Annotated in this window: 23 protein-coding genes and 1 tRNA gene; 16 read left to right on the top strand and 8 right to left on the bottom strand. The window is 71.0% G+C overall.

Features of this window, described 5'->3' with window-relative positions; genetic code table 11:
* Positions 1 to 255 precede the first annotated feature (255 nt).
* Entirely contained in the window at positions 256 to 531 is a 276-nt protein-coding gene (locus ACPPVT_RS03065) for a tyrosine-type recombinase/integrase (protein ID WP_426565346.1), read from the top strand.
* 25 nt (positions 532 to 556) lie between these two features.
* Here the strand turns inward: ACPPVT_RS03065 and ACPPVT_RS03060 are convergent.
* Positions 557 to 629 (bottom strand) — tRNA-Thr (locus ACPPVT_RS03060).
* A 177-nt stretch (positions 630 to 806) separates the two neighbouring features.
* On the opposite strand from ACPPVT_RS03060, the gene ACPPVT_RS03055 reads away from it, so the two are divergent.
* The 8 genes from ACPPVT_RS03055 to ACPPVT_RS03020 all read left to right on the top strand — a co-directional run bounded on the left by ACPPVT_RS03055 (position 807) and on the right by ACPPVT_RS03020 (position 9,450).
* Positions 807 to 1,148: a helix-turn-helix transcriptional regulator gene (locus ACPPVT_RS03055; RefSeq protein WP_426565344.1), complete on the top strand. Its 342-nt coding sequence runs from the start codon at positions 807 to 809 to the stop codon at positions 1,146 to 1,148.
* Entirely contained in the window at positions 1,135 to 2,397 is a 1,263-nt protein-coding gene (locus ACPPVT_RS03050) for a type II toxin-antitoxin system HipA family toxin (protein WP_426565342.1), read from the top strand. The genes ACPPVT_RS03055 and ACPPVT_RS03050 overlap by 14 nt, the downstream gene beginning before the upstream one ends.
* Before the next feature lie 334 nt (positions 2,398 to 2,731).
* The gene (locus ACPPVT_RS03045) at positions 2,732 to 3,997 is read left to right on the top strand and encodes an ATP-binding protein (RefSeq protein WP_426565340.1); all 1,266 of its coding nucleotides are present in this window, start codon (positions 2,732 to 2,734) and stop codon (positions 3,995 to 3,997) included.
* Between the two features lie 116 nt (positions 3,998 to 4,113).
* Positions 4,114 to 4,785, top strand: a complete 672-nt coding sequence (locus ACPPVT_RS03040) for a GAP family protein (RefSeq protein ID WP_426565339.1) — start codon at positions 4,114 to 4,116, stop codon at positions 4,783 to 4,785.
* A 121-nt stretch (positions 4,786 to 4,906) separates the two neighbouring features.
* On the top strand, positions 4,907 to 5,374 hold the full coding sequence (locus ACPPVT_RS03035; RefSeq protein ID WP_426565337.1) for an iron chaperone: 468 nt from the start codon (positions 4,907 to 4,909) through the stop codon (positions 5,372 to 5,374).
* A 63-nt stretch (positions 5,375 to 5,437) separates the two neighbouring features.
* Complete coding sequence (locus ACPPVT_RS03030; RefSeq protein ID WP_426565335.1) at positions 5,438 to 6,442, top strand: hypothetical protein; 1,005 nt, start codon at positions 5,438 to 5,440, stop codon at positions 6,440 to 6,442.
* 91 nt (positions 6,443 to 6,533) lie between these two features.
* Complete coding sequence (locus tag ACPPVT_RS03025) at positions 6,534 to 7,073, top strand: TetR/AcrR family transcriptional regulator (RefSeq protein WP_426565333.1); 540 nt, start codon at positions 6,534 to 6,536, stop codon at positions 7,071 to 7,073.
* Positions 7,074 to 7,110: 37 nt separating this feature from the next.
* Positions 7,111 to 9,450 carry an MMPL family transporter gene (locus ACPPVT_RS03020; RefSeq protein ID WP_426565331.1) on the top strand — a complete coding sequence of 780 codons (2,340 nt, stop codon included), beginning with the start codon at positions 7,111 to 7,113 and terminating at the stop codon, positions 9,448 to 9,450.
* On the opposite strand, the gene ACPPVT_RS03015 is transcribed toward ACPPVT_RS03020, so the two are convergent.
* Positions 9,432 to 10,127: a hypothetical protein gene (locus tag ACPPVT_RS03015; RefSeq protein ID WP_426565329.1), complete on the bottom strand. Its 696-nt coding sequence runs from the start codon at positions 10,125 to 10,127 to the stop codon at positions 9,432 to 9,434. The two genes, ACPPVT_RS03020 and ACPPVT_RS03015, sit on opposite strands and share 19 nt — an antisense overlap.
* Before the next feature lie 83 nt (positions 10,128 to 10,210).
* On the opposite strand from ACPPVT_RS03015, the gene ACPPVT_RS03010 reads away from it, so the two are divergent.
* Positions 10,211 to 11,008: a CPBP family glutamic-type intramembrane protease gene (locus ACPPVT_RS03010; protein WP_426565327.1), complete on the top strand. Its 798-nt coding sequence runs from the start codon at positions 10,211 to 10,213 to the stop codon at positions 11,006 to 11,008.
* A gap of 49 nt (positions 11,009 to 11,057) precedes the next feature.
* On the opposite strand, the gene ACPPVT_RS03005 is transcribed toward ACPPVT_RS03010, so the two are convergent.
* Positions 11,058 to 11,675, bottom strand: a complete 618-nt coding sequence (locus ACPPVT_RS03005) for a TetR/AcrR family transcriptional regulator (RefSeq protein ID WP_426565325.1) — start codon at positions 11,673 to 11,675, stop codon at positions 11,058 to 11,060.
* 280 nt (positions 11,676 to 11,955) lie between these two features.
* On the opposite strand from ACPPVT_RS03005, the gene ACPPVT_RS03000 reads away from it, so the two are divergent.
* Positions 11,956 to 15,702, top strand: a complete 3,747-nt coding sequence (locus ACPPVT_RS03000; RefSeq protein WP_426565323.1) for a S8 family peptidase — start codon at positions 11,956 to 11,958, stop codon at positions 15,700 to 15,702.
* Positions 15,703 to 15,769: 67 nt separating this feature from the next.
* On the opposite strand, the gene ACPPVT_RS02995 is transcribed toward ACPPVT_RS03000, so the two are convergent.
* Both ACPPVT_RS02995 and ACPPVT_RS02990 read right to left on the bottom strand, forming a co-directional pair.
* Positions 15,770 to 16,717, bottom strand: a complete 948-nt coding sequence (locus ACPPVT_RS02995; RefSeq protein ID WP_426565321.1) for an NADP-dependent oxidoreductase — start codon at positions 16,715 to 16,717, stop codon at positions 15,770 to 15,772.
* Between the two features lie 51 nt (positions 16,718 to 16,768).
* Entirely contained in the window at positions 16,769 to 17,116 is a 348-nt protein-coding gene (locus ACPPVT_RS02990) for a UBP-type zinc finger domain-containing protein (RefSeq protein ID WP_426565319.1), read from the bottom strand.
* Positions 17,117 to 17,223: 107 nt separating this feature from the next.
* Here ACPPVT_RS02990 and ACPPVT_RS02985 point away from each other — a divergent pair, with 107 nt between their 5' ends.
* Genes ACPPVT_RS02985 through ACPPVT_RS02975 form a run of 3 tightly spaced genes read left to right on the top strand, consistent with a single transcriptional unit; the run spans position 17,224 to position 21,179 of the window.
* Positions 17,224 to 18,852, top strand: a complete 1,629-nt coding sequence (locus ACPPVT_RS02985) for a hypothetical protein (RefSeq protein WP_426565317.1) — start codon at positions 17,224 to 17,226, stop codon at positions 18,850 to 18,852.
* 40 nt (positions 18,853 to 18,892) lie between these two features.
* Complete coding sequence (locus ACPPVT_RS02980; protein WP_426565315.1) at positions 18,893 to 20,074, top strand: DivIVA domain-containing protein; 1,182 nt, start codon at positions 18,893 to 18,895, stop codon at positions 20,072 to 20,074.
* Between the two features lie 22 nt (positions 20,075 to 20,096).
* A complete protein-coding gene (locus ACPPVT_RS02975; protein WP_426565313.1) occupies positions 20,097 to 21,179 on the top strand; it encodes a winged helix DNA-binding domain-containing protein in 1,083 nt (360 codons plus the stop codon).
* Here the strand turns inward: ACPPVT_RS02975 and ACPPVT_RS02970 are convergent, their stop codons facing one another.
* Together ACPPVT_RS02970 and ACPPVT_RS02965 are read right to left on the bottom strand one after the other, a co-directional pair.
* On the bottom strand, positions 21,180 to 22,787 hold the full coding sequence (locus ACPPVT_RS02970) for a serine/threonine-protein kinase (protein WP_426565311.1): 1,608 nt from the start codon (positions 22,785 to 22,787) through the stop codon (positions 21,180 to 21,182).
* Positions 22,788 to 22,810: 23 nt separating this feature from the next.
* Positions 22,811 to 23,239, bottom strand: a complete 429-nt coding sequence (locus ACPPVT_RS02965; RefSeq protein ID WP_426565309.1) for a CBS domain-containing protein — start codon at positions 23,237 to 23,239, stop codon at positions 22,811 to 22,813.
* Positions 23,240 to 23,376: 137 nt separating this feature from the next.
* On the opposite strand from ACPPVT_RS02965, the gene ACPPVT_RS02960 reads away from it, so the two are divergent.
* Both ACPPVT_RS02960 and otsB read left to right on the top strand, forming a co-directional pair.
* Positions 23,377 to 24,843 (top strand): alpha,alpha-trehalose-phosphate synthase (UDP-forming), encoded by a 1,467-nt coding sequence (locus tag ACPPVT_RS02960; protein WP_426567038.1) that lies wholly within the window; start codon positions 23,377 to 23,379, stop codon positions 24,841 to 24,843.
* The gene (gene otsB, locus ACPPVT_RS02955) at positions 24,840 to 25,631 is read left to right on the top strand and encodes a trehalose-phosphatase (RefSeq protein ID WP_426565307.1); all 792 of its coding nucleotides are present in this window, start codon (positions 24,840 to 24,842) and stop codon (positions 25,629 to 25,631) included. Before ACPPVT_RS02960 ends, otsB begins: the two co-directional genes overlap by 4 nt.
* Before the next feature lie 123 nt (positions 25,632 to 25,754).
* Here otsB and ACPPVT_RS02950 read toward each other — a convergent pair whose 3' ends face one another.
* Complete coding sequence (locus ACPPVT_RS02950; protein WP_426565305.1) at positions 25,755 to 26,777, bottom strand: LacI family DNA-binding transcriptional regulator; 1,023 nt, start codon at positions 26,775 to 26,777, stop codon at positions 25,755 to 25,757.
* Between the last annotated feature and the right edge of the window lie 81 nt (positions 26,778 to 26,858).

Here is a 26,858-nt window from a genome sequence, read left to right as displayed (position 1 = left end):
ACGGCTGCTGTCGATTATGGGACTGCGGCGTGGCGAGGTACCAGCACCCCCAAAACCCACAAGGGCAAGCGCGAGCTGCCTCTGAGCGAGCCTGCGGCCTCTGCACTCATCGACCTTCGTGAGCTGCAGGCCGAGGAGGCAAGGAAGGTGCCTGGGCTGAAGCCCTCCGGACATGTCGTCGTTGATGAGCTGGGACGGCCGCTCCATCCCGACGCCTACTCCTAGGAATTCCACCGCATCCGCGCACTCGCCGGCGTGGACCGCATCCGGCTGCACGACCTACGCCACACCGCGCTGACGTTGATGACCCTTCAAGGCGTTCCGCTACCGGTGGTCGCAGCCTGGGCCGGTCACGCCGACGCTGCCTTCACGCTCCGTACATATGCGCACTCCCAGCCGTCGGCCCTCGCCGCCGCGTCGGACGCGCTGACGAACGATTGGGCGAGAAGCGATCGTGAGATCCCCGTGAGATTTCAGCAATCGACGAAAGAGCGAAAGAGGAGGACCGATGGCTTCAGCAGGGGTAGCTGAGCACGAGATGATCAACTCAACACAGAGCCGGCAGCGGGACTTGAACCCGCAACCTTCCGATTACAAGTCGGGTGCGCTACCAGTTGCGCCATGCCGGCGGGACTTGGGGAGTTTAGTCGGGAGAAAGCTCGGGACAACAACCGTATGACCTGGGTCACTTCAACCGGGCGAGTAGCTCTCGCCAGGTCGGTTCGGCCTCTTGACAGAGAGAGCCGTCTACATACAATAAAACGTACCTGAGATGGTCTTAGATGCATTTTATAGAGGGTGATTCTATGCCGAAGCGGGCAGTCGCCGTGTCGCGGGCGTCGCGGGATGCCCTGGCCGTTCTGGGGTCGCAGGTCAAGAAGGCACGTCTGGTGCGCGGGTGGACCCAGGCGGAGCTTGCTGGCCGGATCGGGGTCGATGCCCGGACCTTGTCTGCGGTGGAGGCCGGGTCGCCGAACGTGGCGATCGGGACCGCGTTCAACGCCGCGTTCACGGCGGGCGTGAACCTGTTCGGCCTCGATGGCGACGAGCTGGCGCTGGCGCGCCGGCGCGGTGAGGAGACCCTGGCCCTGCTGCCCAAACAGGCGCGTGCCGCACGAGCCAGTCAAGACGGCGATGACGACTTCTGACCTGCTCGCCGCGCGTGCGACGGAAGCGTTCGCGTGGGTCTGGTTGCCAGGCTCGACCGACCCGGTTGTCGCCGGCCGGCTGCGCAGCGCCGACGGCCGGCACGCGTTCATCTATGCACGCAGCTATCTGGATCGCCCCGACGCCATCAGCCTGTACGGGCCGGAGCTTCCGTTGCGCCGCGGCTGGATCGACCCACCGGATGGCCTGCAGATGGCCGGCTGCCTCTCGGATGCCAGCCCAGACTCGTGGGGTCAGCGGGTCATCGACGTGCGCCTGGCCGGCGGCAGGTACGGCGATGCCGCCGACCTGGTCACGGCGTCCAAGCTGACCTACCTGCTGGAGTCCGGGTCGGACCGCATCGGCGCCCTGGACTTCCAGCGCAGCGCCACCGAGTACGTCCCTCGGGTCGAGGACGCGAGCCTGGACGAGCTGCACGCCGCAGCCGAGGCTCTGCAGCAGGGAGAGCTGTCGGCTGTCCTGTCCGATGCGTTCGTGCACGGCACCGCGGTCGGTGGCGCACGACCCAAAGTGCTGGTCCGTGACGAGGCCACCCAGTGGATCGCGAAGCTGTCGACCTCCAGCGACCCCTACCCCGTCGTCAAGGCCGAGGCGGTCGCGATGGCTCTGGCCACTCACGTCGGCCTCGACGTGGCCCACACCTCGGTGACGACCTCCCTGGGCCGCGACGTCCTGCTCGTCGAACGCTTCGACCGACCCGGTGGTGGGCGCCGACGCCTGATGATCTCCGCGCTAACCATGCTCGAGTTCGGCGACTTCCTCGGAGCGCGCTACTCCTCCTACCTAGAGGTTCTCGACGTGCTGCGCCGCCATGGCCGCGACGGGGACACCGCCGGCCGCACCCTGTTCGAGCGGATCGTGTTCAACATCGCTGTCGGCAACACCGACGACCACGCCCGCAACCATGCCGCCTTCTGGGACGGGCGCGAGCTCGAGCTCACACCGGCCTACGACCTGTGCCCGCAGCTGCGGAACGGGACCGAGGCCCGCCAGGCCATGGACATCACCGCCGACGGCCGGCGCGACAGCAGGTTCGCCCTGTGCGTCAGTGCCGCTGCCTCCTATGGACTGTCGCCCCAGCAGGCCAGCGAGATCGTCGACCAGCAGGTCTCGGCCATCCGCGACGGGTGGGAACAGGCAGCCGACCAAACGCGCCTGACCGCCGACGAGCGCCAGTACCTGTGGGGTCGGCAGATCCTCAACCCCTACGCCTTCGAGATTCACAGCTGAGGCATCACCTCGCGGATGGGTTCGCTGACGGGGAGAACGACTGCCATTATCTACACCTGCCCGGGACGACCCTCTGCCTCATGGATCTGGCCGTTGAGTGATCTGAGAGGCCCCCACGGGCGTGCGGACGTCGTGAGGTTGGGGCCCGAGGATAGAGATAGAGACCAGGTGCACGCCGTCCTTGGGGCGGTACGCGTAGCCGTCTCTCGACTGTGCAACCCGCGATCTGGAGCCCGCGAATCCGCGAGATAGACTCCGCGAATCCGCGACTTACATCCCGCGAATCCGCGAAATGATCTTTGTTTCAGCAGGTCAACAGCATAGAGTCAGCGGCATGACGACCTCTAGGCTTCCCGCCGGGCTGCGTCCACGCTTCGCTCAGGACTTGATTGAGGAGACCCTGGCGGATACCCCCATCACCGTCATCCAGGGTGCACGGCAGGTCGGTAAGAGCACACTGGCCCGCAGCGTTGTCGGAGGCCGCGCTGCGCGCGTAGTGAGTTTGGACGCCACCGCCATCTATGAGGCTGCGCGGGCGGACCCGGACGCATTCGTGCGCCAAAGCGACGGTCTGCTCTTGATCGACGAGGTCCAGCGGGTCCCCGAGCTGATCCGGGCCTTGAAGGACGCTGTCGAGGAGGATCGGCGACCGGGACGGTTCCTGATCACTGGGTCGGCGAACCTGCTGGAGATACCCGGAACCGAGGAGAGTCTGGCGGGTCGGGCTGAAACGATCGTGCTGTACGGGCTCAGCCATGGCGAGTTGACGGGACACCGCGAGGACTTCACCGATCGCCTCTTGGCAGGGGACGGAAAGGAGCTCAGCACACGCACCGGAACCCTGACCCGGGAGCAATACCTCGAGATCGTGTGTGCCGGCAGCTACCCCGAACCACTGACCCGGCAGGGCCGGCGCCGAAACGCCTGGTTCGACAACTACATCAGCCGCATCCTGACCCGCGATGTGCAGGACCTGAGCCGGCTGCACCACCTCGACCGGCTCCCCGGTCTCCTACGTCTGTTGGCCGCCAACACATCCGGCGAACTCGTCAAGGGCCGGGTCGCGCAGGACTCCGGCATCCCCGAGACCAGTCTGACTCCCTACCTGGACCTGCTGGAGACGCTGTACCTCATCCACCAGCTGCCTGCTTGGGGGGACAATCTGACCAAGCGGGTGATTGGCCGCCCCAAGGTCTCGCTCCTGGACACCGGAGTCGCGGCGCGGCTGAACCACGTCACTGCGGCCGCAATGGTTCCAGGCTCCGTGAGCGAGGCGGCCGGGAGCCTCCTGGAGTCCTTCGTCGCCGCCGAACTGCGACGCCAACTCGTCTGGGCAAACACCCCGGCCCGTCTGTTTCACTTCCGTGATCGCGACGGTCTCGAAGTCGACATCGTCCTGGAGAGCCACGACCGCCGCGTCGCGGGCGTGGAGATGAAGGCCGCGGGCGCGGTCTCGGGGGGCGACTTCAAGGGCCTGACGTTCCTCCGCGACAAGCTGCAGGACCGATTCACCCTCGGCGTCGTGCTCCACACCGGCCGTGATGCCGTCCCCTTCGGCGACCGGCTCTGGGCACTTCCGTACTCCGCGCTCTGGAGCTGACGGGACGTGCGGGCGTCCGTCGGCACACGGACGACGGGTCGTTCCACCACGCGTTGGCCACGCCATCACCCCAACAGGGTGACGACGGCGCCCACAGCAACGATCACTATGCGGCCATGACAGCTGTCGTCGGCGACATCCTTCCGCTTGCGCTGGGCGTCGCGATCAGTCCCGTCCCGATCATCGCCGCCATCCTGATGCTCCTGTCGCCCAAGGCGAAGGGAACCAGTATCGGCTTCCTCATCGGCTGGGTCGTCGGCATCGTGGTCGCCGTCACGGCGTTCACGGTGCTGTCCTCCGTTCTGCCGCAGAAGGACGCCGACGCGACCAACCCGGTTGCTGGCACGCTCAAGCTGGTGCTGGGCGTGCTCCTGCTGCTACTAGCGGTCAAGCAGTGGCGCGGCCGACCTCGTGGCGACGCGACGGCGGCGCTGCCGAAGTGGATGTCGGCCATCGACACCATGAGCCCGGCCAAGGGGCTCGGGCTCGGCTTCCTGCTCTCAGCCGTCAATCCCAAGAACCTCATCATGTCGGCGGGCGCGGGCATCATCCTCGGTTCGAGCGACCTCGACGGCAGCCAGGTCGCGGGTGTCATCGTCATCTACACAGTGATCGCCGCGATGACCGTCGCGGTGCCGGTCCTGGGCTACCTCGTGGCGTCCGGCCGGATGGCGGCTCCGCTGGAGTCCCTGCGGGGATGGCTCCTGCACGAGAACGCCGTCGTCATGGCGGTGCTGCTGCTGGTCATCGGCGTGGTCATGATCGGCAAGGGAGTCAGCAGCTTCTGACACCGCTGGCGTAGAGCCGGAAGCCATCAGGAATCGAGAAGCACTCCCCCAGCGGCCACGTCTAGCCTTCTGACGAAAGGCCGGCACGCCGCCGAGCCCCAGACCCGAAAGGAACCTGCGCATGCCAGCGAAGACTGCCAAGCCCGCGAAGACTGCCGAGCCCGCGTCCGACGGCTTCTCCGCAGCCGAGCGCGCCGCGATGAAGGCGCGCGCCGCCGAGCTGCGAGCCGAAGGGAAGAAGGGCGCCAAGAAGGCCGATGGTCTCGAGGCGGTCCTCGAGAGCATCGCGAAGATGACACCCCAGGACCGCGCGATAGCCGAGCGCGTGCACGTGACGGTAGTCGAGACCGCCCCAGAGCTGACCCCGAAGACCTGGTACGGCATGCCCGCCTACGCGAACGCGGACGACAAGGTCGTCGTCTTCTTCCAGGACTCTGGGAAGTTCAACTACCGGTACTCGACCCTGGGCTTCCAGGACACCGCGAACCTCGATGACGGCGACGTCTGGCCGACGAGCTACGCGCTGCTGCAGTGGAGTCCGCAGGTGGAGAAGCGGGTCGCCGCGCTGGTCAAGGCCGCGATCTCCTGACGGCTCGGAACCCGCTCCGCCGAACGTCCCCCAGTGCGCGGCGCTGAGCCTCATACTGCCGCAGTGGGATTCGAACTGCTCGACACTGCCGGACAGGGCTCCGCGCCAACGCCGCCGCCGTCAGCCATGCCGCACGGACACGTCGAGGTCTTCGCACTCGACGGCCTCGACCTCCTGGGCAGCCCTGACGAACCCGCCGAGCCCGCCGCCGTCCGGCCTGGTCCCGCACACGTCTGGCAACGCCGGCACTGGGTCGCCATCGCGACCGCGGCAACCGTCGGTGTCGCCGCCGGAGCGGTGTGGACCGACCACCACCACACGTTGGCCGAGCGGGCCACCATCGACGTGCAGGCGGCCGGGCAGGTGACCGACTTCAGCTCGAGTACCTCGGCGCTGGCGTCGGTGGGCATCGACGCACGGGTGCACAACGGCGGCCGCTTTCCGGTCCGCGTCCTGACGACGGCCACCGGCGCGTCCAAGGCCGGCGACGTCTCGCTCCTGCTCGCCGGACCGACTCTCGTGAAGGCGGGGCAGAGTCTGAACGTGTCTTTGCGGGTCGCAGTCGACTGCACCACCGGCGCCCCGGGGATCCACCCCGGCCTCAGGGTGCGCGACGCCAGTGGCCGCGACCACGACGTCGCCATCCTCGACGAGACCCTCAACCCGCTGCAGGTCGGTGGCGACGGAAACTTCTGCCAGGTCGGGGGCCAGGACGATCCCACGCTCGAGGTCGCGCTCGCCGGAACGCTCCGGTCGCCGCGGATCACCATGCGCAACCCGACCGACCAGGCGGTCCGGGTGAGCCTGGACCCCAACGGCGGCACGCCGTCGAAGGACTACTCGTGGTCGTTCACGCCGTCCCTGCCGGCGATCGTGCACGCCGGGCAGACCCGGAGCTTCGCGGTCACCGTCAAGGTCAGGCACTGCCTGCCGCCGGACCAGATCACCGGCGTCGGGTACGTCGGACTGGTCACCGCGAGCCCGGACAACCGGGTGACCAGCAGCGGCAACGTCGGGGTGGACTTCAGCACGCTCATCGGCGCCGCGTGGCAGCGCGCCTGCCAGTGATTTGCACTAGACCATTCAAAGTGCAAGACTGCACTCCATGCCAGAAAGTGCAACGCAGGATCGGCGGGCAACGCGCCGCCGGGAGACCGCCATGCGGATCCACACCTGCGCCCAGCAGCTGGCTGAGCAGCACGGCCTCGACGGCTTCAGCATGGACGACCTCGCCGAAGCGGCCGACGTGTCCCGGCGGACTCTGTTCAACTACTTCGCCGGCAAGGACGACGCAGTCCTCGGTGACCCGCTCGAGCTCGACCCCGAGCTGACCGACCGGTTCGTCGCGGGCGGCCCGACCGGGCACCTGGTGGACGACATGGTCGCGCTGATCGAGACCACGTTCGACGCCGGGGAGATCAACCGCGATGAGGTCGCCCGGGCACGCCGCCTGCTCGCCACCGAGCCCCGGCTGATGGCCGCCGCCCACCAGCGCTTCGCCGCGATCGGGGCCGAGGTGGTCGAGCTCATCGCGGCACGCGAGGGCGACCGACACGACCCCGCCCAGGCGCGGGTCGTCGTGCATGTCCTGGCGGTGCTGTTCGACCTGGCGTTGACCGCGTTCATCGCCGACCCGCACGGCGACCTGCGGGGTCTGTTCGACGACGCGATCCGTCGGGCCCGCACCGCCTTCGCCTGATCCTTCCACCGCACCACGATCCGACCTGGAGTTCCGCATGGCCTCGCTGCTCTACCGCCTCGGCAAGACCGCCTTCCGGCGCTGGCCGATCTTCCTCGCCGTCTGGCTCGTCGCCATGGTCGGCATCGGCACCGTCGCCGCGACGATGTCCAAGCCGATGAGCGACACCTTCTCCATCCCCGGCATCGCGTCGGAGAAGGCCGCCGACCTGCAGGGCGAGCTCTTTCCGTCGTCCGTAAACGCGATGGACCAGGCCGGTGCGACCGTCGTGGTCGCCGCGCCCGCGGGGCACTCGCTGACCGAGCCGCAGTACCGCAAGCAGGTCGACGCGCTCGTCGCGGACCTGGCCACGGTCCCGCAGATGCCGGCCGACGCGCTGCCGGCCAACCCGGTCGACACCGCCGCCGGGATGCGCACCCAGCTCGTCGACGCCGCGGTGAAGGCCGGCACGCCGAAGGCGCAGGCCGAGGCGAACGCCGCCGCGCTGCTGCCGCTGTCCCCGGGCGGTCGGGTCGGGCTGATCAGCTGGAACTTCGACGTCAAGACCCCCACTGACGTCGAGCCCGCCACCCAGGCCGCCGTCACGAAGGCGATGGACGACGCCCGGCACGGCGGCCTGCAGGTCGAGGCCAACGGCACCGGCATGCAGGCGCAGCAGCAGGCCGGCGGCGCCTCCGAGCTGATCGGGGTGGCCTTCGCGCTCGTCGTCCTCGTACTGACCTTCGGCTCGCTGGTCGCGGCGGGACTGCCCCTGCTGACCGCGATGATCGGCGTCGGGCTGGGCATGATCGGCATCACGGCCATGACCGCCTTCACCGACATCTCTTCCAGCACAACGGGTCTGGCCACGATGATCGGCCTCGCGGTCGGCATCGACTACGCCCTGTTCATCCTGGCCCGCTACCGCTCCGAGCTCGAGCTGCTCGGTGAGAAGCGGCGAGCCGAAGCAGTCGGCCGCGCGGTCGGCACCGCCGGCTCCGCGGTCACCTTCGCCGGGCTGACCGTGATCATCGCGCTCGCGGCGCTGGCCGTCATCCGCATCCCGTTCCTCACCGCGATGGGGATCGGCGCTGCCGCAACGGTTCTGATCGCCGTGCTCGTCGCCCTGACCCTGCTGCCGGCCCTGCTCGGCCTGTTCAAGTCCAAGGCCTTCGCCGGCCGGGTCCGCCGCTACGTCCCGCGCCGGGACGACTCCGGCAAGGTGCTGAACAACGGGGTGCGCTGGGCTCGCCTGGTCGGACGCGGACCGGTCGTCACGCTGCTCATCGTCATCGCCGGGCTCGGCGCCCTGGCCATCCCGGCCAAGGGCCTGCACCTGGCGCTGCCCAGCGACAGCACCGCCGCCTCGAGCACCACCCAGCGCCAGGCCGCTGACCTGATCGCCGGCTCCTTCGGTCCCGGGCGTCAGGCGCCCCTGCTGGTCGTCGTCGACGGCCGTGACGTGCCTGCCGCAGAGCGCGGCGCGGCGTACGGGCAGGTCGCCGGCTGGGCCGCCGGCCTGGACGATGTCGCCAACGCCCAGGTGGTCGCCGCGAACGCCGACGGCACGGGCGTCCAGATCCTGGTCACCCCGAAGTCGGCGGCGGACGACGCGCCGACCGAGGCGCTGCTGACCACCATGCGCGACGGGCAGAGCTCGATCGAGGACAAGACCGGCACGACGATGGGTGTCACCGGCCTGACCGCGATCGGCAGCGACGTGTCCGACCGGCTCGCCCACGCCCTGCCGATCTACCTGTCCGTCGTGATCGGGCTGGCGTTCCTGCTGCTGATGCTGGTGTTCCGTTCGATCCTGGTGCCGCTCACCGCGACCTTCGGCTTCCTGCTCTCGGTGCTCGCCACCCTCGGCGCGACCGTCGCCGTCTTCCAGAACGGCGCGTTCGGGCTGATGGAGGGCCAGCCGATCGTCAGCTTCATGCCGATCTTCCTGATCGGCGTGGTGTTCGGGCTCGCGATGGACTACCAGGTCTTCCTGGTGACCCGGATCCGCGAGGCGCACGTGCACGGGGCCGGGTTCCGCGAGTCCGTCGTGGACGGGTTCCGTAACAGCGCCCGCGTCGTGTCCGCGGCCGCGATGATCATGATCTCGGTGTTCGCCGCGTTCATGCTCAGCGACGAGCCGATCCTGAAGTCGATGGGCTTCGCGCTGGCCGCTGCGGTGTTCTTCGACGCGTTCGTCGTGCGGATGACGCTCATCCCGGCCCTGATGTACCTGATGGGCGAGAAGGCGTGGTGGCTGCCCCGCTGGCTGGACCGCATCCTGCCGAACGTGGACGTCGAAGGCGAGAGCCTGCTCGAGCACCTGCCCGCCTCGGCGCACGTCGAGACCGCGGACGAGTCCGAGGACTCGGACGACGCTCAGCTGGCTCGGGTCTGAACCAGCCGGCTGGGTGACGGGTCGACCGGAGCCCAGCCGGCCCAGGTCGGGAACATCGCGACGGACTGCTCCAGCAGGTCGCAGAGCAGCGTCTCCGGCTCCGGGGTCGCCGCCCGGTAGATGCCTCGCACCGCGACCCGTACGGTGTGCGGCGCGGCGTACCGGCGGAACGCCTGGACCGACGGGGACGAGCCGTCGCAGAACCGCCTGGCCCAGACCGCGGCCAGCGGTGCCTTCGCCAGCGTGGCCGCACAACTCGCCTCGGCGACGACCGGGTCGAAACCGTCCAGCGCCGCCAGCACCTTCGTGCCGGTCAGGATGCCGACCGCCAAGGCTCGCTGGGTCGGCTCCGGCGCGACCGGCAGGGCGGTGGAGGCGGCGAGCAGTGCCAGGCCGACGTCCACGTGCGGGTCGTCGCTGGTCAGCCCGATCGCCGACGGCACCAGCGGGACGAGCCGTTGCCGGCAGCCGTCGCCGACGTGGTCGTTGACCTCGCGCGCCAGCTGCGCGAGCAGCGGATGCGTGCAGCTCGGCTGATCGCTCCACCTCTCGCCGGCCAGGAACGAGGCCATCTCCATGAAGCACGCACCCTTGCGCGGGTTGCGGTGCTTGCCGGCCGACAGCGTCGGGACAACATCGGGAATCTGACCAGTCTTCTTCAGCACGGTGGGCCTCACCGGTTCTCGTGGCGTCTGGTGACTCGAGTCTGCGCCGGTTCGGTGTCGATGTCACCCCCGGCCGGGCTGTTAGCGTGCCGATCATGAGCAACCCGGACGTTTCGGACGGGCCGCCACCGGTGCGGGCACTGCCCTACTGGGCCTTCGCGGTCATCGTGCTGGTCTACCTCGCGATCATCCACGGAGTCGGGGTGCTGGCCAGGCACGTCTGGGACGTAGACAACTCCTTCGTCACGACCAGAGACGTCCTGGTGAACATGTGGGTGCCGCTGGGCTCCGCGCTGGTGTTCACCTACGCCGTCGTCGCCGCTCTGCACTGGTGGCGCCCGGTGCTGCACGACGACCGGCCAGTTCAGCGCTGGGTCCGGATCGTCCCGCTGATCCTGATCGCATCGATCGTGGTCGGCATCGACTACGCCGACCTGCTGGACAAGAACCTGACGTACGTCCTCTCTCTGCTAGTCGCGACCCAGTTCGTCGGCTGGGGCGAGGAGGGGATGTTCCGCGGGATCGGGGTCACCACCCTGCGCTTGCACGGTCTGTCCGAGGGCAAGGTCGCGCTGTGGTCGAGCGTCATCTTCGGCGCCGTCCACCTGTCCAACGCGTTCGGGCAGGGTGCCGGAGCCATCCCGCAGGCGATCGCGGTGAGCTTCGCCGGCTACTTCTTCTACCTGACCCGACGCAGCTCAGGGGGCAACGCCCTGAACTCCGTGCTGCACGGGCTCTTCGACTTCTCGCTGCTCACCGGGACGGCGATCCTGGTCGACCAGAAGGCCTACCCGGGAGGACTCGCGGCCATCCTGGCATACCTCGTCATTGCGGTGATCCTGCTCGTCCGGCGCCACCACATCGAGCCCGAGGACCGCGTCCGGACCAGCTAGACTCGGTCGCTCGACCGAGTTTGGATCGGGGCGCCGGAGGGGACGAAGGTCACCCGTCTGCGCGCGCGGGCCGGGGGTCGGCGAGCTTGACGATCATGTCGGCCGTGGCGAGCACGTCCCGCGCCGAACGCGCCTCGTCCGGGTCGGCCAGGAACTGCTGGATCAGCCCGAGGACGGTCGCGACGACCACTCGCGACAGGGTGTCGAACGGAACCGCGCAGATCTCCCCCGCCGTCGCGGCCGCTTCTTGCGCTCTGGCCGCCACGATCCGGCTGTAGCGATCGTGTTGCCAGCGGGCCAGCGACTCCAGGCCAGGGGTGCGCAGTGCGTAGCTCGTCAGCTCCTGCTGCACGAGCTGGAGCTCGGGATTGCCTACCACCTCACGGATCCAGTACTTGTCGAGGCCGTTTCGAAGGAAGTGCTCAAGGCCCGACCCGACCTGGGCGACGTCGTCCAGGACGCCGGCGATCTCCTCCATGACCTCCTCCATGACAGCCCGGAGCAGATCGTTCTTGGACGGGAAGACGTAGTGCAGGGTGCCCAACGGGACGTCGGCCTCGGTGGCGATCACCCGCAGAGTCGCCCCGCCGACCCCCTCACGCAGCAACACGGCACGAGCGGCCCGCACGAGCTGACCCCTGCGCTCGGACGCCTTGACGTACGCCAAATCCCCGCCTCCAAATCGTTACCCCGATCCGGAGTCTTTCACGCTGGAAGCATTGCCATTCGGGTGAACATCGACCTACCTTCCTTAAGTCGGTCGTCCGACTGACTCATGGTGAGACCAGCAGCTCGCCGGGCATCCCTGCGCTCGGCCAGCTGCCGCTCACCGCATCACCGGGAACGCGACAACGGTGTCGCGTTGATCCGAGAGGACCCTCTGAATGCCGTCGTCCACACCTGCCCTCGCCACGAACAGTGGCGGACGGGGGACCAGCCGGAGAGTCGTGCGAACCACGGCCTGCCTGGCGGTCGCAGCACTGACCGCCACCGTCGCTCTCACCTCCACTGCGACGGCCGCGCGCGCGGAGTCCGCCCACAAGGCTCGACCCGCGGGCCCACCGACCGTCAAGACCGTCACGCTGATCACCGGCGACGTCGTGCGAGTCTCCACCGGAGGGGACGGTCGGCACGCTGTCACCCTGCAGCCCCGGCCGGACGGCACCATCCCGCAGGCGGCCGTCAACCAGGTCCACAACCACCTGTACGTCGTGCCCACCGAGGCGTTCGGCCTGCTCGCGGCCAACAAGATCGACCGGGACCTGTTCGACGTCACCGCCCTGCTCGACGACAAGTACGACGACGCGTCCCGGCCCACGCTGCCGGTGATGGTCGACTACGGCACCGGCCGCACGGCGGCCGCCGAGGCCAAGGGCGCCTCGCTGCTGTCGGCCGACCGGACGGTAACGGTGCCCGAGCTGGGCATCGCCGCCTTCCACGCCGACAAGAAGCACGCCCGGGCCTTCTGGAAGGACCTCACCACCGGCGCAGACACGGCGGGCAACCCGACCGGGCTCGCGGACGGCGCGACACACGTCGACCTGGACGGCCGGGTCCACGTGGACCTCGAGGACTCGGTGCCGCAGATCCACGCACCGCAGGCCTGGGCCGCCGGCTTCGACGGCAAGGGCGCCACGGTCGCCATCCTGGACACCGGCTACGACCCCACGCACCCCGACCTGGCCGGCCGGGTCACCAAGACGGCCAACTTCACCACCGACGCCACCGTCACGGACGGCAACGGTCACGGCACCCACGTAGCCTCGACCGTCGGCGGCAGCGGCGCGGCCTCCAACGGCCTGCGCAAGGGCGTCGCGCCCGGGGCCGACCTGTGGGTCGGCAAGGTGCTCTCGGACGGCGGCTACGGCGAGGACTCTTGGGTGCTCGCCGGCATGGTCTGGGCCGTCGACCAGGGCGCCGACGTGATCAGCATGAGCCTGGGCGGCGACCCGGACGACGGTACGCACCCGTTGTCCCGTGCGGTCAATGAGCTCTCGGCGTCGTCCGACACCCTGTTCGTGATCGCGGCCGGCAACAGCGGCGAGGCCGGAGCCTCCACCGTGTCCTCACCCGGTGCGGCCGACGCGGCCCTCACCGTCGGTGCCGTCGACGTGCACGACGTCATGGCCGGCTTCTCCAGCCGCGGCCCCCGGCTGCGGGACGGCGCGCTCAAGCCGGAGGTGGTCGCCCCCGGCGTCGACGTGACCGCGGCCCGCGCGGCGGGCACCGCCCTCGGGCCGGTGGTCGACGACCTGTACACCACGATCAGCGGCACCTCGATGGCCACCCCGCACGTCGCCGGCCTGGCCGCGATCCTCAAGGAGGAGCACCCGACCTGGGACGGCGAACGACTGAAGTCGGCGATCGCGAACAGCACCGTGCCGGTGGCGGACGCGACCGGCTTCGACGCCGGTACCGGTCGGGTGGACGCGCTCAAGGCGATCCACCAGGACGTGCTCGCCCCGGCGTCCCTGTCGCTCGGCTCGTACGCCTGGCCGTACTCGAACCTCGCTGCGACCAGGACCGCCCTGACGTACACCAACACGGCCGACGCCCCGGTCCGGCTGTCGCTCGCGCTGACCGGCGAGTCAGGCGCAGCCGAGCCCACCGGCTCCATGCGGCTGGCGGCCGACACGGTCACCGTCCCGGCGAACGGCACCGCCTCCGTCGACGTCGTCCTCGATCCCACGGTCGCCGGCCCCGGCTCCTACTCCGCGGTGGTCACGGCCACCCCGGACGACGGCGGCGAGACGGTCCGCACCGGACTGGCGTACCTGCTCGAGCCTGAGCGGTACGACGTGAAGGTCACCATCAAGCCCCGGGCCGGCTCGCGCAGCGTCACCCACCAGCTCGGTCTGTCTGGCTACGCGGATCCGTGGATCTACGAGCAGCGCACCTTCGACGCGTCCCCCGACGCGCAGAGCGTGACCTTCCGGTTGCCGCCGGGCACCTACGCCACCGGCGCGATCTCGTTCGGCACGGCCAAGGACGGTGCCCGCGAAGGGGTCGTCACCTACCAGCCGTCCATCACGGTCACCAGGAACACCGAGATCGTGCTGGACGAGAACGACACTCGTCGGTTCGCCTACCAGGTCGACCGCCCCGTGGTCGACGACGGAGCCATCCTGGACATCGGATGGAACGGCGACGCCGGCTACACCGGTTACACCTACTACGGCTTCGCGGACCGGGTCTACGCCCGCCCCTCGAAGGACCTCACCGGCGGCTCGGCGACCATCGCCTCGAACTGGCTGCTCAGCGAGCCCGAGGCGCTGCTGACGACGACGTCGGGTCGGCCGGTCGCGCTCAGGCCAGTCACCGCACCGGCCGGCGAGCTCACCGAGACGGCGGTTCCGCGGCTCGACGGGCACTTCCGGGTCGTGGACGCCGGCAGCGCTGCTGCTCCGCGGACCCGCACCGTCCGAGGTGCGGTCGCGCTGGTGTCCGGGACCTGCTCGGACCTCACCCCGGCTGCGTCGCAGCTGAAGAAGGCCGGTGCGGTCGCGCTGATCGCCTACGCCGGGCCGGGCGGCCAGTGCGCCGGCACCATCGACCCGTCGGCGACGCTGCCCGCCCTGCAGGCTCGGCCGTTCGACGTCCCTCGGCTGCGCACCTCTCGTCCCGTCAAGCTCGTCACGCACGCCAGCCCCGGGTACATGTACGACCTGGTGCGGTTCTGGGGTGACAAGGTGCCGGCCGGCGGCACGGTGAACGGCACCGGCCGCTCGGTCGCCGCCCTGGTCGAGCACTACAACGGGATGGGCAGCACCAGCAAGGTCGGCGCCAAGGTGGTCGAGGAGCTGGTCGGCTGGGTGCCCGAGCGCGGCGGTGTCGCGAACATCGGTCTGGTGCGTCGGGTCCCGTTCCCTTCCACCGTGACGCACTACGTCTCCACTGCAGCGGTCTGGGAGCGCTCGGTCATCGTCCAGGACACCGCGTACTACGGCGAGTACGGGCGGCTGTGGGCGCCCCGCCGGACTTTCGCCGGTGGCAGCACGACCCACGACAGCTGGTTCGGCGGCCCGGTCGCCTCTCGGGTCTCGCCGCTGTTCACCGTGACCAACGGCGCACCGCCGCCGGTCCGCGAGGGCGACGAGCTCTTCTTGTCGATGGGGGCGTTCACGGACGCCGCCGGGCACATGGCGAACTCGGACCTCTTCAACGACACCGAGTTCAGCGGGCAGATCTACACCGACGGCAGGCTGGAGCTGGACATGCCGGCGTCGGTGTTCATGAACACCACGGTGCCGGCTGGTAAGCACCGGTTCCGCGTCGTGACCGACACCAAGCGCCAGAACCCGTTCTGGCAGCTGTCGACCCGGGTTCGCACCCAATGGGGCTTCACCTCGGACACCCCCAAGGGTGAGCGGGACATCCTGCCGATGCTGGGCGTCGACTACCGGATGGCGCTGTCGAGCACCAACAGCGCGCCGGCCGGTCGCTACACGTTCGGCGTCGCCTTCGCGATGCCGGACGGCGTCCGCACCCTGCCAGTCGTCAAGCGCGGCATCCAGGTCTCCTGGGACCACGGCAGGACGTGGAAGGTCGCCCGCACCACGAAGTGCGGGGCCACCTCGTGCGGCGTCCAGGTGACCAACCGGTCCGGCAAGACCGCCAGCCTTCGGGTCACCGCGACCGACAGTGCGGGGCGCGCCGTCAGCCAGGACGTCATCGACGCCTACGCAGTGCGGTAGCCCTCAGGCAGAAGGCCCGCTCCTGGTGATGTGGGAGCGGGCCTTCGCCGGTGCTCTTGCCAGGTGGTCACTCGGCGATCTGGACGACGATCTTGCCGCGGGCCGCGCCGCTGGCGATCGTGGCCAGGCCGTCGGCAGCCTGCTCGAACGGCAGCACGGTGCTGATGTCGACCTTCAGGGTCCCTGCCGCGGCCTGCTCGGCGAGTGGCGCCACGACCTCACGGACCGGCCCGGCCATCACGCTGGTGCCGCTCAGCCCAGCGGCGGCCAGGGCATCGGCGTCCGGTGCACCGGTGGTGGTGGCCACCCTTCCGCCCGCGCGGACGGCGGCCAGCGGTACGGCGTCGGTGGTGAACCCGGCCAGGTTGATCAGCGCATCCACCCCGTCGGGGTAGCTGGCGCGCACCTGGTCGGCGACGGCGTCGGCGGTGAAGTCGACGACGATGTGCGCGCCGAGCGAGGTGAGTCGTTCGACGTCGTCCGCCGTTCCGGTGGCCACGACGGTGGCTCCCCTGGCTGCGAGCAGCTGGACCACGTAGGAGCCGACGCCGCCGCTGGCCCCGTTGACCAGGACGGTGTGCCCGGCTTGCACCTCGATGGCGTCTATCGAGGCCAGCGCGGCGGCACCGGCGAGCGGCAGTGCGGCAGCCGTGACGAAGTCGAGCCCGGCGGGCTTGGGAGTGACCGCGGTCGCGGGCAGCACGGCGTACTCGGCGAGGGTGCCGGCCTGGATCGGCGGAACCAGCAGCACGTGACCGATCACCTCGTCACCGACGGCCACGTGGTCGACTCCGGCGCCGACGGCCTCGACGACGCCGGCGGCGTCACGGCCCAGCACCAGTGGATACTCGTGCGGCATCATCGCGGCCAGCATCCCGACGGCGATCGCGTTGTCGATCGCATTCAGGCCGACGGCCTTCACCTTGACCAGCACGGTCCCCTCGGTGACCTCGGGGACGGCGAGCTCGGACAGCTGAGGCTGCGCACCGGCAGCGGGGATGTTCAGCGCACGCATGTCGCTCTCCTTCGGGTTGGAACTGGACGGCGGCGGCGCCCGACTGAGCGGTCAGTGGATCTTCGAACGCCAGTCAGCCGGCACCCGACCACGGGGACCGGGTGTGCCCTGGTCCGCCGGGTGCTCGGTCGGCGGCGCGAGGTCCGGCCCGTCGTACATCTGTTCGTCGCGGTAGTCGAAGAACCAGTCCTCGCCCGGTTCGAAGCTGCGGATCATCGGGTGGCCGGTCGCTCGGTAGTGCGCGGTGGCGTGCTGGCCGGGTGAGGTGTCGCAGCACCCGATGTGGCCGCACGCGGTGCACCGTCGCAGGTGCACCCACCACCCGTCGGCCCCTTCGCACTCCAGGCAGCCAGTACCACTGGGCGGCACCGACGGGTCCACCTCATCCAGCTCTGTCATGCTCGCCAGCATCCCTGACCTGCGCGCATTGCACCATCGCAGGACCGACCAGTGATCCACCCACCCGGGGGTGCCGCCGGGCGGGCGGCATCTGACACGATGTGTGCATGAGTGGTGACGCGCACAGCACCGGGCAACCGGACGCTGCGCCGTCCGGACCGGTGCCCTTCGTCCCCACGGCGCCGCCCGACGAGCGCCCCAAGATCGCCGACCAGGCGGTCGAGATCCTGGCCCGCGCCCAGCAGCACGCGGACCGGCTCGTCGCCCAGGCCGAGGAGCACGCCAACCGGGTCCGGGTCGAGGCGGACACCGAGGTCAAGCGGCTGGTCGGGACGGCCCGCGAGGACGCCAGCCTGCTGACCCAGGACACCGCGGCCAAGCGGTCCGAGATGGAACGCATGCACGCCGGGGCACAGCGCGCCGCCCGCGAGGCCGAGCTGCACCGCGCCGAGGCCGAACGGGTGCTGGAGTCGGCCCGCGCCGAGGCCCACCACCTGGTCGAGGACGCCGCCGAGCAGGCCTCGCTGACCCTCGGGTCCGCGGACGCGACGTCCGAGGACCTCGTCACGACCGCCCGCGACGAGGCCCGTCGGCTGCGCACGGACAGCCGGCAGGAGGCCGACGCGCGCCTGGACGGCGCCGAGACGGAGGCCGCCCGCGCACAGTCTGCAGCGCGCGACGAGGCCACGATGATCCGCGACCTGGCGGCGCAGCGGCTGTTCGAGCAGACCGAGCGCATCCGCGACCTCGATGAGGGGTTCGAGACGTCCGAGCGGCTGCGCCGCGAGGCTCTCGACGACGAGGTCGAACGGATTCTAGCCAAGGCCGAGGCGGACGCCGACGAGCACGAGGCGAAGGCGCTCGCCGAGGCAGAGCGGCTACGCGCCCAGATCGCCGAGGAGCGCGCCACGGCCGCCCACCAGATCGAGCAGCACCAGAACGAAGCGGACAAGCACGTTGCCGCCCGGGTGGCCGAGGCCGACGAGCAGCTGGCCTGGGCCAAACGCACCGTGGACGAGCTGCTGGCCACGGCCGCGGCCGAGGTCGCCCGCACCAAGGAGCAGGCCGACCTGGCTGCCGCGGACCACCTCGAGAACACCCGGGCACGCACCGAGAAGATGGTCGCCGACGCCCAGGCCGAGCGGGACGCCCGCCAGCAGGAGCACGACGCCGAGCTGGCCCGCCAGCTCGCCGAAGCGCACGCGACCCTCGAGCAGGCCAACCGGGACGCCGATCGGCTCCGCGAGGAGATCTCCGGCGAGGCCGAGCGGCTGGCCGCGCAGGCGGCCCAGGACGAGCAGCGGGCCAACGAGCGCGCCCAACGTCGCCTGGACGAGGCGGAGTCCGGCTCCCGCAGCCTCCGCGAGCGAGCCGCCGACAACCTGTCCAAGGCCCAGGTCGAGGCGCACGCGCTGCGCCGCGACGCCCGCGCCGAGACCAGCGAGATGCTGGCGTCGGCCCGTGCCGAGGCCGACCAGATCCGAGCCGAGGCCCGCGACCTGTTGGCCAGCGCCCGGGCCGAGGTCGGCGCGCTGGCCGAGCGCCGGGCAGCGATCGAGCGTGAGCTGGGCAGCCTGTCCGGGGTGATCGAGGCGCTGGCCGTCTCCGAGACCGCCGAGGACGCGCCCACCAGCGAGCCCGCCAGCGAGCCCGCCACCGGGCTGGACGAGGTCGATGTCAGCGAGTACGACATGGCCGACGGCAGTTCCCACCGAGCAGACCAACCGCCCACCTGAGACCCTGCAGTTCCCGCCAACCCGAGGTAATGAGACGGACATGAGCGACACCCCCCAGTTCCGCACAGTGCTGCGTGGCTATGAGCCCGCCGAGGTCGACGCCACCTTCCGCGACCTGCGCGAGCAGCTCACGCGCGCTCGCGAGGCCGCCAACCAGGCCGGTCAGACGCACGCTCGCGCCGAGGAGCTCTCCGCGCGGGTCCGCCAGCTCGAGGGCGAGGCCGCGGTCCGCCAGGCCGAGCCGGCCGCCGACGCGAACCCGTCCTTCGAGTCGCTGGGCGCCCGCGTCGTGCAGATCCTCGGCCTTGCGGAGGACGAGGCGGCCGAGCTGCGCGCCAAGGCGCACGCCGATGCCGAGGAGATCCAGCACCACGTGTCCAGCGAGTCCGACAAGGCCCGCTCGGACGCCGTCCGCTACGCCGAAGAGAAGCGCGGCGCGGCGGACGCCGAGGCGGAGCGCATCCTCGAGGACGCCAAGCGCAAGTCCGACGAGATGCTGGACGACGCCGACCGCACCTCGACGACCCGCCGCGAGGAGGCCGAGGCGGTCTACGAGAACCAGCGCGCCAACGCCGCCCGTGCGGCCGCCGACTTCGAGACCACGCTGGCCCAGCGACGGCAGCGCTCGGAGAAGGAGTTCATGGAGCGCAGCGCGGCCGCCGAGGCCGAGTTCGAGGCGCTGCAGGGACGCAGCGACGCGCTGCGCCAGGAGTCCGAGCGCAGCCAGCGCGAGGCCGCGACCCAGGCGGCCCAGGAGGTCGCGGACGCCCGCCGCCAGGCCGCGGAGATCGTCTCCCAGGCCGAGCAGCGCGCAACGCGCATCCGGGCCGAGTCCGAGCGCGAGCTCGCCGCGGCCACCCAGCGCCGGGACAGCATCAACGCGCAGCTGACGAACGTGCGCCAGATGCTGGCCACCCTGTCCGGCACCGCGCCGGCCGCGCTGGCCGCACTCGACCAGGACGGCGAGCCCGAGGACGACGGTGCGGACGCAGTCATTGACCGGACGGACGAGGCAACGGACGGCGCAACGGACGGCGCAACGGACGGCGCAACGGACGGCGCAACGGACGGGGCCGGCGACGAGACCGAGGAGCAGATCGACATCAGCGACTCGGCCACCGACTCGGCCAACGACTCGGCCAACGACTCGGACGAGGACTCGGACGACGGCGAGGGCGCCGAAGGGACCGACGAGGCGAAGGCCGCAGCCAAGGGCCGCTGACCCTCCTCGGCAAGCAGTACCCGTGACCCGCGAGCGGCCGGCAGCCCAGCTGCTGGCCGCTCGCCGGTTGACCGCCCAGGGTCTGAGCGGTGAGCCGGCGACCACCCCCGAGGACGTCGTCGGACGGCTGCTCGCCGTGCAGGCGCAGGACCCGCGCGGCTGGCGGCTGGCCATCCGTGCCCGCAGCACCGGCCTGGCCGCGGCGGACGTCGAGACCGCCCTCACGAAGCGCCGGTCCATGGTGGTGAGCTGGCTGAACCGCGGCACCCTGCACCTGGTGCCGGCCGAGGACTACTGGTGGCTGCACCCGCTCACCACCCCCCAGCTGGCCAGCTCGAGCGTCAGGCGGCTGGCCCAAGAGGGCGTATCCCCCGAGCAGGCGGCTCGCGGCGCCGAGCTGATCGCACAGGCGGTGTCCGAACGTCCACGCAGTCGCGACTCGCTGCGCGGCCTGCTCGACGAGAACGGAGTCCCGACCCAGCGGCAGGCGTTCGTGCACGTCCTGCTCGCCACCTGCCTCAGTCACGACCTGGTGCGCGGCCCGGTGGTCGACGGCGAGCAGGCCTTCGTCAGCGCGGCCCAGTGGCTCGGCGCGGCGCCCGCCGCCCTGGACCGCGACGAGGCGCTGGCCCGGCTGGCCCTGCGGTACCTGGCCGGTCACGGCCCGGCCCTGGTCGACGACCTCGCCTACTGGACCGGCTGCACCCTCGGCGATGCCCGCCGCGGGTTCGCCGCGATCGCCGCGCAGACGTCGTCCGACGCTGACGGCCTGACCTGGCTGACCGACTCACCCAAGCCCGCGCCCGTCCCCGGACCGCGGCTGCTCGGGCCATATGACCCACTGCTGCACGGCTGGCGGTCCCGCCTACCGGTCGTCGGCGACCACCAGGGTGTGGTGACCAGCAACGGCCTCTTCCGGCCGACCGCGCTGGTGCGCGGCAAGGTCGTGGCCACCTGGGGTCTGGCCGACGGCACGCTCACCATCAGCACGTTGCAGCCGGTCCCGGCGTCCGTCCAGCGTGCCCTCGTCCGCGACGCGGCCGCGGTGCTCAGCTACCTGGGACTGCCGGCCAAGCCGGCGGTCGTCCGGTCCAAGGACCCTTGATCAGCTGAGCAGGCCGAACGGTGCATGGCGCACCGGCCACCAGAGCGGCTCCCCGGCGTTGACGGCGGTCCATGCCAGCCCGCCGGCGACCACCAGCAGCACCAGCGCCCACGTCCAGCGGTGCCGGCTGGGCACGAGCACCCGCAACGTGGTGCTCGTCCCTCGACGCAGCGACCCGCCGCCCGGTCCCCACCACGCGGTCAGCAGCGCGATAGCGGCAGCGGCGCCGACCGCGGGCAACGACGCCGGGTGCGCCGACCCGTCGCTCATCGGAAGCACCAGGCCGACGCAGAACGCGGTCGCCACCCCGAGCAGCACCGGTTGGATCGACGCCAGCGCCGTGACCAGCACAGACCGGACCAGGTGCCACGGCGAGCTGACCGTCGCCACCCACGCGTCGGAGCGCCGCGGTCCTCGCTCGTAGCGACGCCTGGCCAGCGAGAACCGGTTGCGCTCGACCATCCGGGCGAGCACGCAGAGCGCCGCGACCACCGCGGCGCAGACGACCGGGGCGACCAGCGCGCCGGCCACCAGAGCCAGCAGCAGGCCGGCCACCACCATGGGACGACGCCCGGCCGGCGTGACGTCGGGGTCGACGTCCGGTTCACCGTGCGCGTTGACGTAGGTGCGCGGCGGCGCGGCGGACGGGATCGGCGCGGCATACGGAGGCGGTGCGGTCGCGGCGAGCGCGGCGGGGACCGGTGCCGGCCGGACGGCGGTCGGTGCGGCGGGCAGCGCCTCGGGCAGCACCCGGGTCGAACCGGGAAGCAGAGCCAGCGTCGCGGTCGCCGGCTCGCCGCTGGCGTACCGGTCGAGCGCCTCGAGAACCTCGCCGTGGCCCGGCCGCCGAGCCGGGTCGGCCGACAACGCGGCCGCCAGCAGCGGCCGCAGCCGCTCGTCCACGCCGTCCAGGTCGGCCTGCCCACGGCGCACCCGGTCGATCACCACGTCCATCGGTCCGCGACCGAATGGGGGTCGCCCGCTGGCTGCGAAGGTCAGCGTCGCGGCCCAGCCCCACCAGTCGGTTGCCTCGGTGACCCGGCCGCCGTCGATGACCTCGGGCGACAGGTAGCCCGGCGTGCCCATCACCAGGCCGGTCGAGGTCAGCCGGATGTCGTCCGCGACGTGCGCGATGCCGAAGTCGATGACCACCGGGTCGCCGTCCAGCACGAGCACGTTGCCGGGCTTGAGGTCACGGTGCACGACGTTGGCCGCATGGATCGCGCCGAGCGCGCTGGACAGGCCGAGCCCCAGGCGCAGCAGCTGCGGCGCGGACAGTGCGCCGTGCTCGCGCACCACCGCGTCCAGCCCGGAACCGGGCACGAAGCGGGTGACCAGGTAGGGCTGGGGGCCTTCCAGGTCGGCGTCCAGCACCTCGGCGACCAGCGGGTGGCGCACCCGGCGCAGGGTCGAGACCTCGCGAGCCAGCCTGGCCCGGGCCTCCGGGTCGTGCGCGACGTGCGGTCGCAGCACCTTGATGGCGACGGCGCGGCCGGCCCGGTCGAGTCCGAGGTGGACGACGCCCATGCCGCCTTCGCCCAGACGGCCGTGCACCCGGTAGGGGCCGATGCGCGTGCTCTGCTCCGCGACGCGCTCCCCCATGGCCATGCGCACACGGTACGCGAGGAGAGCTACTGGTTGATGTAACCCACGAGCTGGTCGCGCTCGACCTGCAGCTCGTCGATGCGGTGCTTGACCACGTCACCGATGCTGACGATGCCGTGCAGCGACCCGTCGACCACCACCGGGATATGCCGGACCCGCTGGTCGGTCATCAGCCGCATCAGGTGCTCGACGTCGTCATCCGGCCCGCAGGTCGTGACCTCGGCGGTCATCAGGTCCGACACCGGCATGTCGAGAACGGCCGCGCCGTGGGTGTGCAGGGTGCGGACGACATCGCGCTCGCTGACGATCCCGTCGACCGACGCGCCGTCCCTGGACACCACCAGGGCACCGATCCTGTGCTCGGCGAGCAGCGTGAGCAGCTCGGACACCGTGTGGTCCGGCCGGACGGTCACGACCTCGGCCCCCTTGCGCCTGATCACGTCCGTGATGCGCATGACAATCGCCTCCTGTGCCTGCTCGGTGCCCGGGTCGGCTGTCGTCTCACCGTAGCGAGTCCCCGGCCACGGCGACAGATTCGCGGACCGGCCATAGGCTGACGTGACCGTCCCCCTTCTGAGGAGCCCACCTCGTGATCCGCCCGGCCGTGCAGACCGACCCGAGCGGAGGTCGCCGATCCGCGCCGCCCGAGGGCACCTACGAGCTGGTCGTGGTGGCGAACCGGCTTCCGGTGGACCGGGTGACCGAGGACGACGGCAGCGTGCGCTGGCAACAGAGCCCCGGTGGGCTGGTCACCGCCATGCAGTCGGTGATGTCCGGTGAGGACGGCGCATGGGTCGGCTGGTCCGGCGACCCGGGTCCCGCGCCGGAGCCCTTCGACGAGGGCGGGATGCACCTGCACGCGGTCGGCCTGTCCGAGCAGGAGGTCGAGGACCACTACGAGGGGTTCAGCAACGAGACGCTGTGGCCGCTGTACCACGACGTGATCGTGCCGCCGCGGTTCCGCCGCCGCTGGTTCGACGGCTATCGAACGGTCAACCGCCGGTTCGCCGAGGTGGCCGCTTCGCTCGCGGCGCCGGGGGCGACCGTGTGGGTGCACGACTACCAGCTTCAGCTGGTGCCGGCGATGCTGCGCCAGCTGCGTCCGGATGTGCAGATCGGCTGGTTCAACCACATCCCGTTCCCGGGGGTGGAGCTGTTCGCCCAGCTGCCCTGGCGGCGCGCGGTGGTCGAGGGCCTGCTCGGCGCGGACCTGCTGGGCTTCCAGCGCAAGGCGGACGCGGACAACTTCCTGCGGGTCTGCCGACGGCTGCTCGGGCTGCGCACCCGCGGCGGCACCGTCGACGTACCTGGCCCGGACGAGAGCGTGCGGGTGGTGCGGGCCAGCGCCTTCCCCATCTCCATCGACGCCTCCGGTCTCGCCGAGCTCTCCCGCGAACCCGAGGTGATCGAGCGCTCGCGTCAGATCCGACGCGACCTCGGCGACCCCGAGTGGCTGCTGCTCGGCGTGGACCGGCTGGACTACACCAAGGGCATCCGGCACCGGCTCAAGGCCTACGAGGAGCTGCTGTCGGACGGCACGCTGTCGCCACCGCAGGCCGTACTCGTGCAGGTCGCCACCCCCAGCCGCGAGCGGGTCACGGCCTACGTCCAGCTGCGCGAGCAGGTCGAGGTGACGGTCGGTCGGGCCAACGGCGACTACGGCCACCTCGGCCGGCCGGCCATCCACTACCTGCACCAGTCCTACCCGCGCAAGGAGATGGCCGCGATGTTCCTCGCCGCGGACGTGATGCTGGTGACCCCGTTGCGGGACGGGATGAACCTGGTGGCCAAGGAGTACGTGACCTGCCGCAGCGACGAGGGCGGCGCCCTGGTGCTGTCGGAGTTCACCGGAGCCGCCGGCGAACTGGACCGCGCCTACATCTGCAACCCGCACGACATCGACGGGCTGAAGGCGACGATCCGGCATGCGATGGCGGCCGACCCGACCGAGAAGCGGCGCCGGATGCGGGCCATGCGCCGACGGGTCGCCGAGTACGACGTGCAGCGCTGGGCCGACGACTTCCTGCAGGCCCTGCAGACCGCTCCCGAGCGACCGTGACCGTGGACCCGTTGCTGGAGAAGGCTCTTCGCGGCCTGGCCGAGCACGAGCAGCTTCTGGTCGGGCTCGACTTCGACGGCGTGCTGGCACCGTTCGTGGCACACCCCTCGGAGGCGGTCGCGCTGCCTGGGACGATGGCGGCGGTCCGCGATCTGGTTGCGCTGCAAGGGGTCTCGGTTGCTCTGGTGTCCGGCAGGGCGCGCGCCGACCTGGCCGAGCGGACCGGCGTCCCGCTGGACGACGAGCACCTGGTGCTGGTCGGCAGCCACGGCGCCGAGCTGGCGCTGCACCCCGACGACCGCGGCAGCGGCCTGGACGAGCCCACGCGCGGGCGGCTGGCCGCCGTCCAGGTACGGCTGGAAGCCGTTGCGGCAGAACATCCCGGCGCGTTCGTGGAGCACAAGCCCACTGCGGCCGTGCTGCACACCCGCCGACTGCCGCCGGCCGACGCGGCGATGGTGACGGCGGCAGCGCTGGCGACCGTGGCCGAGGTGCCGGGCGCGCACGTCACCCGGGGCAAGGAGGTGGTCGAGGTCGCCGTGACCGAGGCCAGCAAGGGCGCTGCGATCAGCCGGCTGCGTGAGCACCTCGGCGCCGAAGCGGTGCTGTACCTGGGCGACGACGTCACCGACGAGACGGTCTTCGCGTTGCTGCACGACCAGGACGTCGGGGTGAAGGTCGGTGCCGGCGAGACGGCCGCGGCGCACCGGATCGCCGACCCGGTCGCCGTCCGTGAGCTGCTGCAGGCCCTGCCCACCCTGCTGTCCCGCCAGCGCCCCGGCGGTTGACCACGTTATGTGCTCGACCTGCTGCTTAACCATGCCAAGAGCCCTGGAGAAGTGGCAGGAACCCTCGACAAGTGCCGCGCCGGACGGCGAACGGCGGGCTAGCGCCGGACGGCGAACGGCGGGCTAGCGCCGGACGTGCTCGGGGGCAGCGCCGGTCGACCCGCGGACGACGAGCTCGGGCCGGAAGACGTATTCGGCCCGCGGAGCCGGCTGGCCGCTGATCTCGTCGACCAACGCGCGGACGGCGGCCTCGCCCATCGCCTGCACCGACTGGCGCAGCGTGGTCAGCGGCGGGTCGGTGAACGCCACCAGCGGCGAGTCGTCGTACCCGACCACGGAGACGTCCTGCGGCACCCGAAGGCCCATCGAGCGAGCAGCGCGGATCGCACCCAGGGCCATCAGGTCCGAGCCGCTGACGATCGCGGTGCAGCCGCGTTCGAGCAGCCGCTGCGCCGCGGCCTGCCCGCCCTCCACCGTGAACAGCGAGCGCTCGATCAGGTCCTCGATCTCGTCCGGACGCACCACCGAGGCCATCGCCTGCCGGAAGCCGGCGATCTTGCGGATCGCCGGGACGAAGCGCTCGGGCCCGACGGCGAGCCCGATCCTGGTGTGCCCCAACGCTCGCAGGTGCGCGACGGCCAGCTCGGAGGAGGCGAGGTCGTCACACGAGACGTAGGGCGCCTCGACGTCGTCCGCGTAGCCGTTGACCAGCACGATGGGCAGCCCGCGCGCGATCAGCTGTCGGTAGCGCTCGTGGTCGGCGAGCGAGTCGGCGTGCAGGCCGGAGACGAAGATGATGCCGCTGACGCTGCGCTCGAGCAGCATCTGCGTGTAGTCGTCCTCGTGCACGCCACCCGGAGTCTGGGTGCACAGCACCGGCGTGAAGCCGTGCCGCGCCAGCGCGGTCTCGATGTGCTGGGCGAAGGCCGGGAAGATCGGGTTGGCGAGCTCAGGCACGATCAGCCCGACCAGGCCCGCACTCGTGCGACGCAGCCGGGTGGGCCGCTCGTAGCCGAGGACGTCCAGAGCGGTGAGCACGAGCTGCCGGGTCGAGTCGGCGACGCCTGGCTTGCCGTTCAGCACCCGGCTGACGGTCGCCTCGCTGACCTTGGCCTGGGTGGCGATGTCCGCCAGGCGCGCTGCCATTCCCCGTCCTCTCCCGGCCGGGGCCGGCATCCGTCGTCTCGGTCCGCAAGAACTTGCAGCAAGAGCATACGGCCGCTCGTG

Source organism: Angustibacter sp. McL0619, assembly GCF_049994355.1.
Lineage (GTDB): Bacteria > Actinomycetota > Actinomycetes > Actinomycetales > Angustibacteraceae > Angustibacter.
This window is presented reverse-complemented; position numbering and strand designations above follow the sequence as displayed.

Bases quoted from the DNA above. Each gene is read 5' to 3' on its own strand.
- ACPPVT_RS03040 (WP_426565339.1), top strand. From the start codon at position 4,114: ATGACAGCTGTCGTCGGCGACATCCTTCCGCTTGCGCTGGGCGTCGCG.
- ACPPVT_RS02965 (WP_426565309.1), bottom strand. From the start codon at position 23,239: ATGCGCATCACGGACGTGATCAGGCGCAAGGGGGCCGAGGTCGTGACC.
- ACPPVT_RS03055 (WP_426565344.1), top strand. From the start codon at position 807: ATGCCGAAGCGGGCAGTCGCCGTGTCGCGGGCGTCGCGGGATGCCCTG.
- ACPPVT_RS03020 (WP_426565331.1), top strand. From the start codon at position 7,111: ATGGCCTCGCTGCTCTACCGCCTCGGCAAGACCGCCTTCCGGCGCTGG.
- ACPPVT_RS03025 (WP_426565333.1), top strand. From the start codon at position 6,534: ATGCGGATCCACACCTGCGCCCAGCAGCTGGCTGAGCAGCACGGCCTC.
- ACPPVT_RS02970 (WP_426565311.1), bottom strand. From the start codon at position 22,787: ATGGCCATGGGGGAGCGCGTCGCGGAGCAGAGCACGCGCATCGGCCCC.
- ACPPVT_RS02950 (WP_426565305.1), bottom strand. From the start codon at position 26,777: ATGGCAGCGCGCCTGGCGGACATCGCCACCCAGGCCAAGGTCAGCGAG.
- ACPPVT_RS02985 (WP_426565317.1), top strand. From the start codon at position 17,224: ATGAGTGGTGACGCGCACAGCACCGGGCAACCGGACGCTGCGCCGTCC.
- ACPPVT_RS03050 (WP_426565342.1), top strand. From the start codon at position 1,135: ATGACGACTTCTGACCTGCTCGCCGCGCGTGCGACGGAAGCGTTCGCG.
- ACPPVT_RS02995 (WP_426565321.1), bottom strand. From the start codon at position 16,717: ATGCGTGCGCTGAACATCCCCGCTGCCGGTGCGCAGCCTCAGCTGTCC.
- ACPPVT_RS02980 (WP_426565315.1), top strand. From the start codon at position 18,893: ATGAGCGACACCCCCCAGTTCCGCACAGTGCTGCGTGGCTATGAGCCC.
- ACPPVT_RS03010 (WP_426565327.1), top strand. From the start codon at position 10,211: ATGAGCAACCCGGACGTTTCGGACGGGCCGCCACCGGTGCGGGCACTG.
- ACPPVT_RS03045 (WP_426565340.1), top strand. From the start codon at position 2,732: ATGACGACCTCTAGGCTTCCCGCCGGGCTGCGTCCACGCTTCGCTCAG.
- ACPPVT_RS03035 (WP_426565337.1), top strand. From the start codon at position 4,907: ATGCCAGCGAAGACTGCCAAGCCCGCGAAGACTGCCGAGCCCGCGTCC.
- ACPPVT_RS02990 (WP_426565319.1), bottom strand. From the start codon at position 17,116: ATGACAGAGCTGGATGAGGTGGACCCGTCGGTGCCGCCCAGTGGTACT.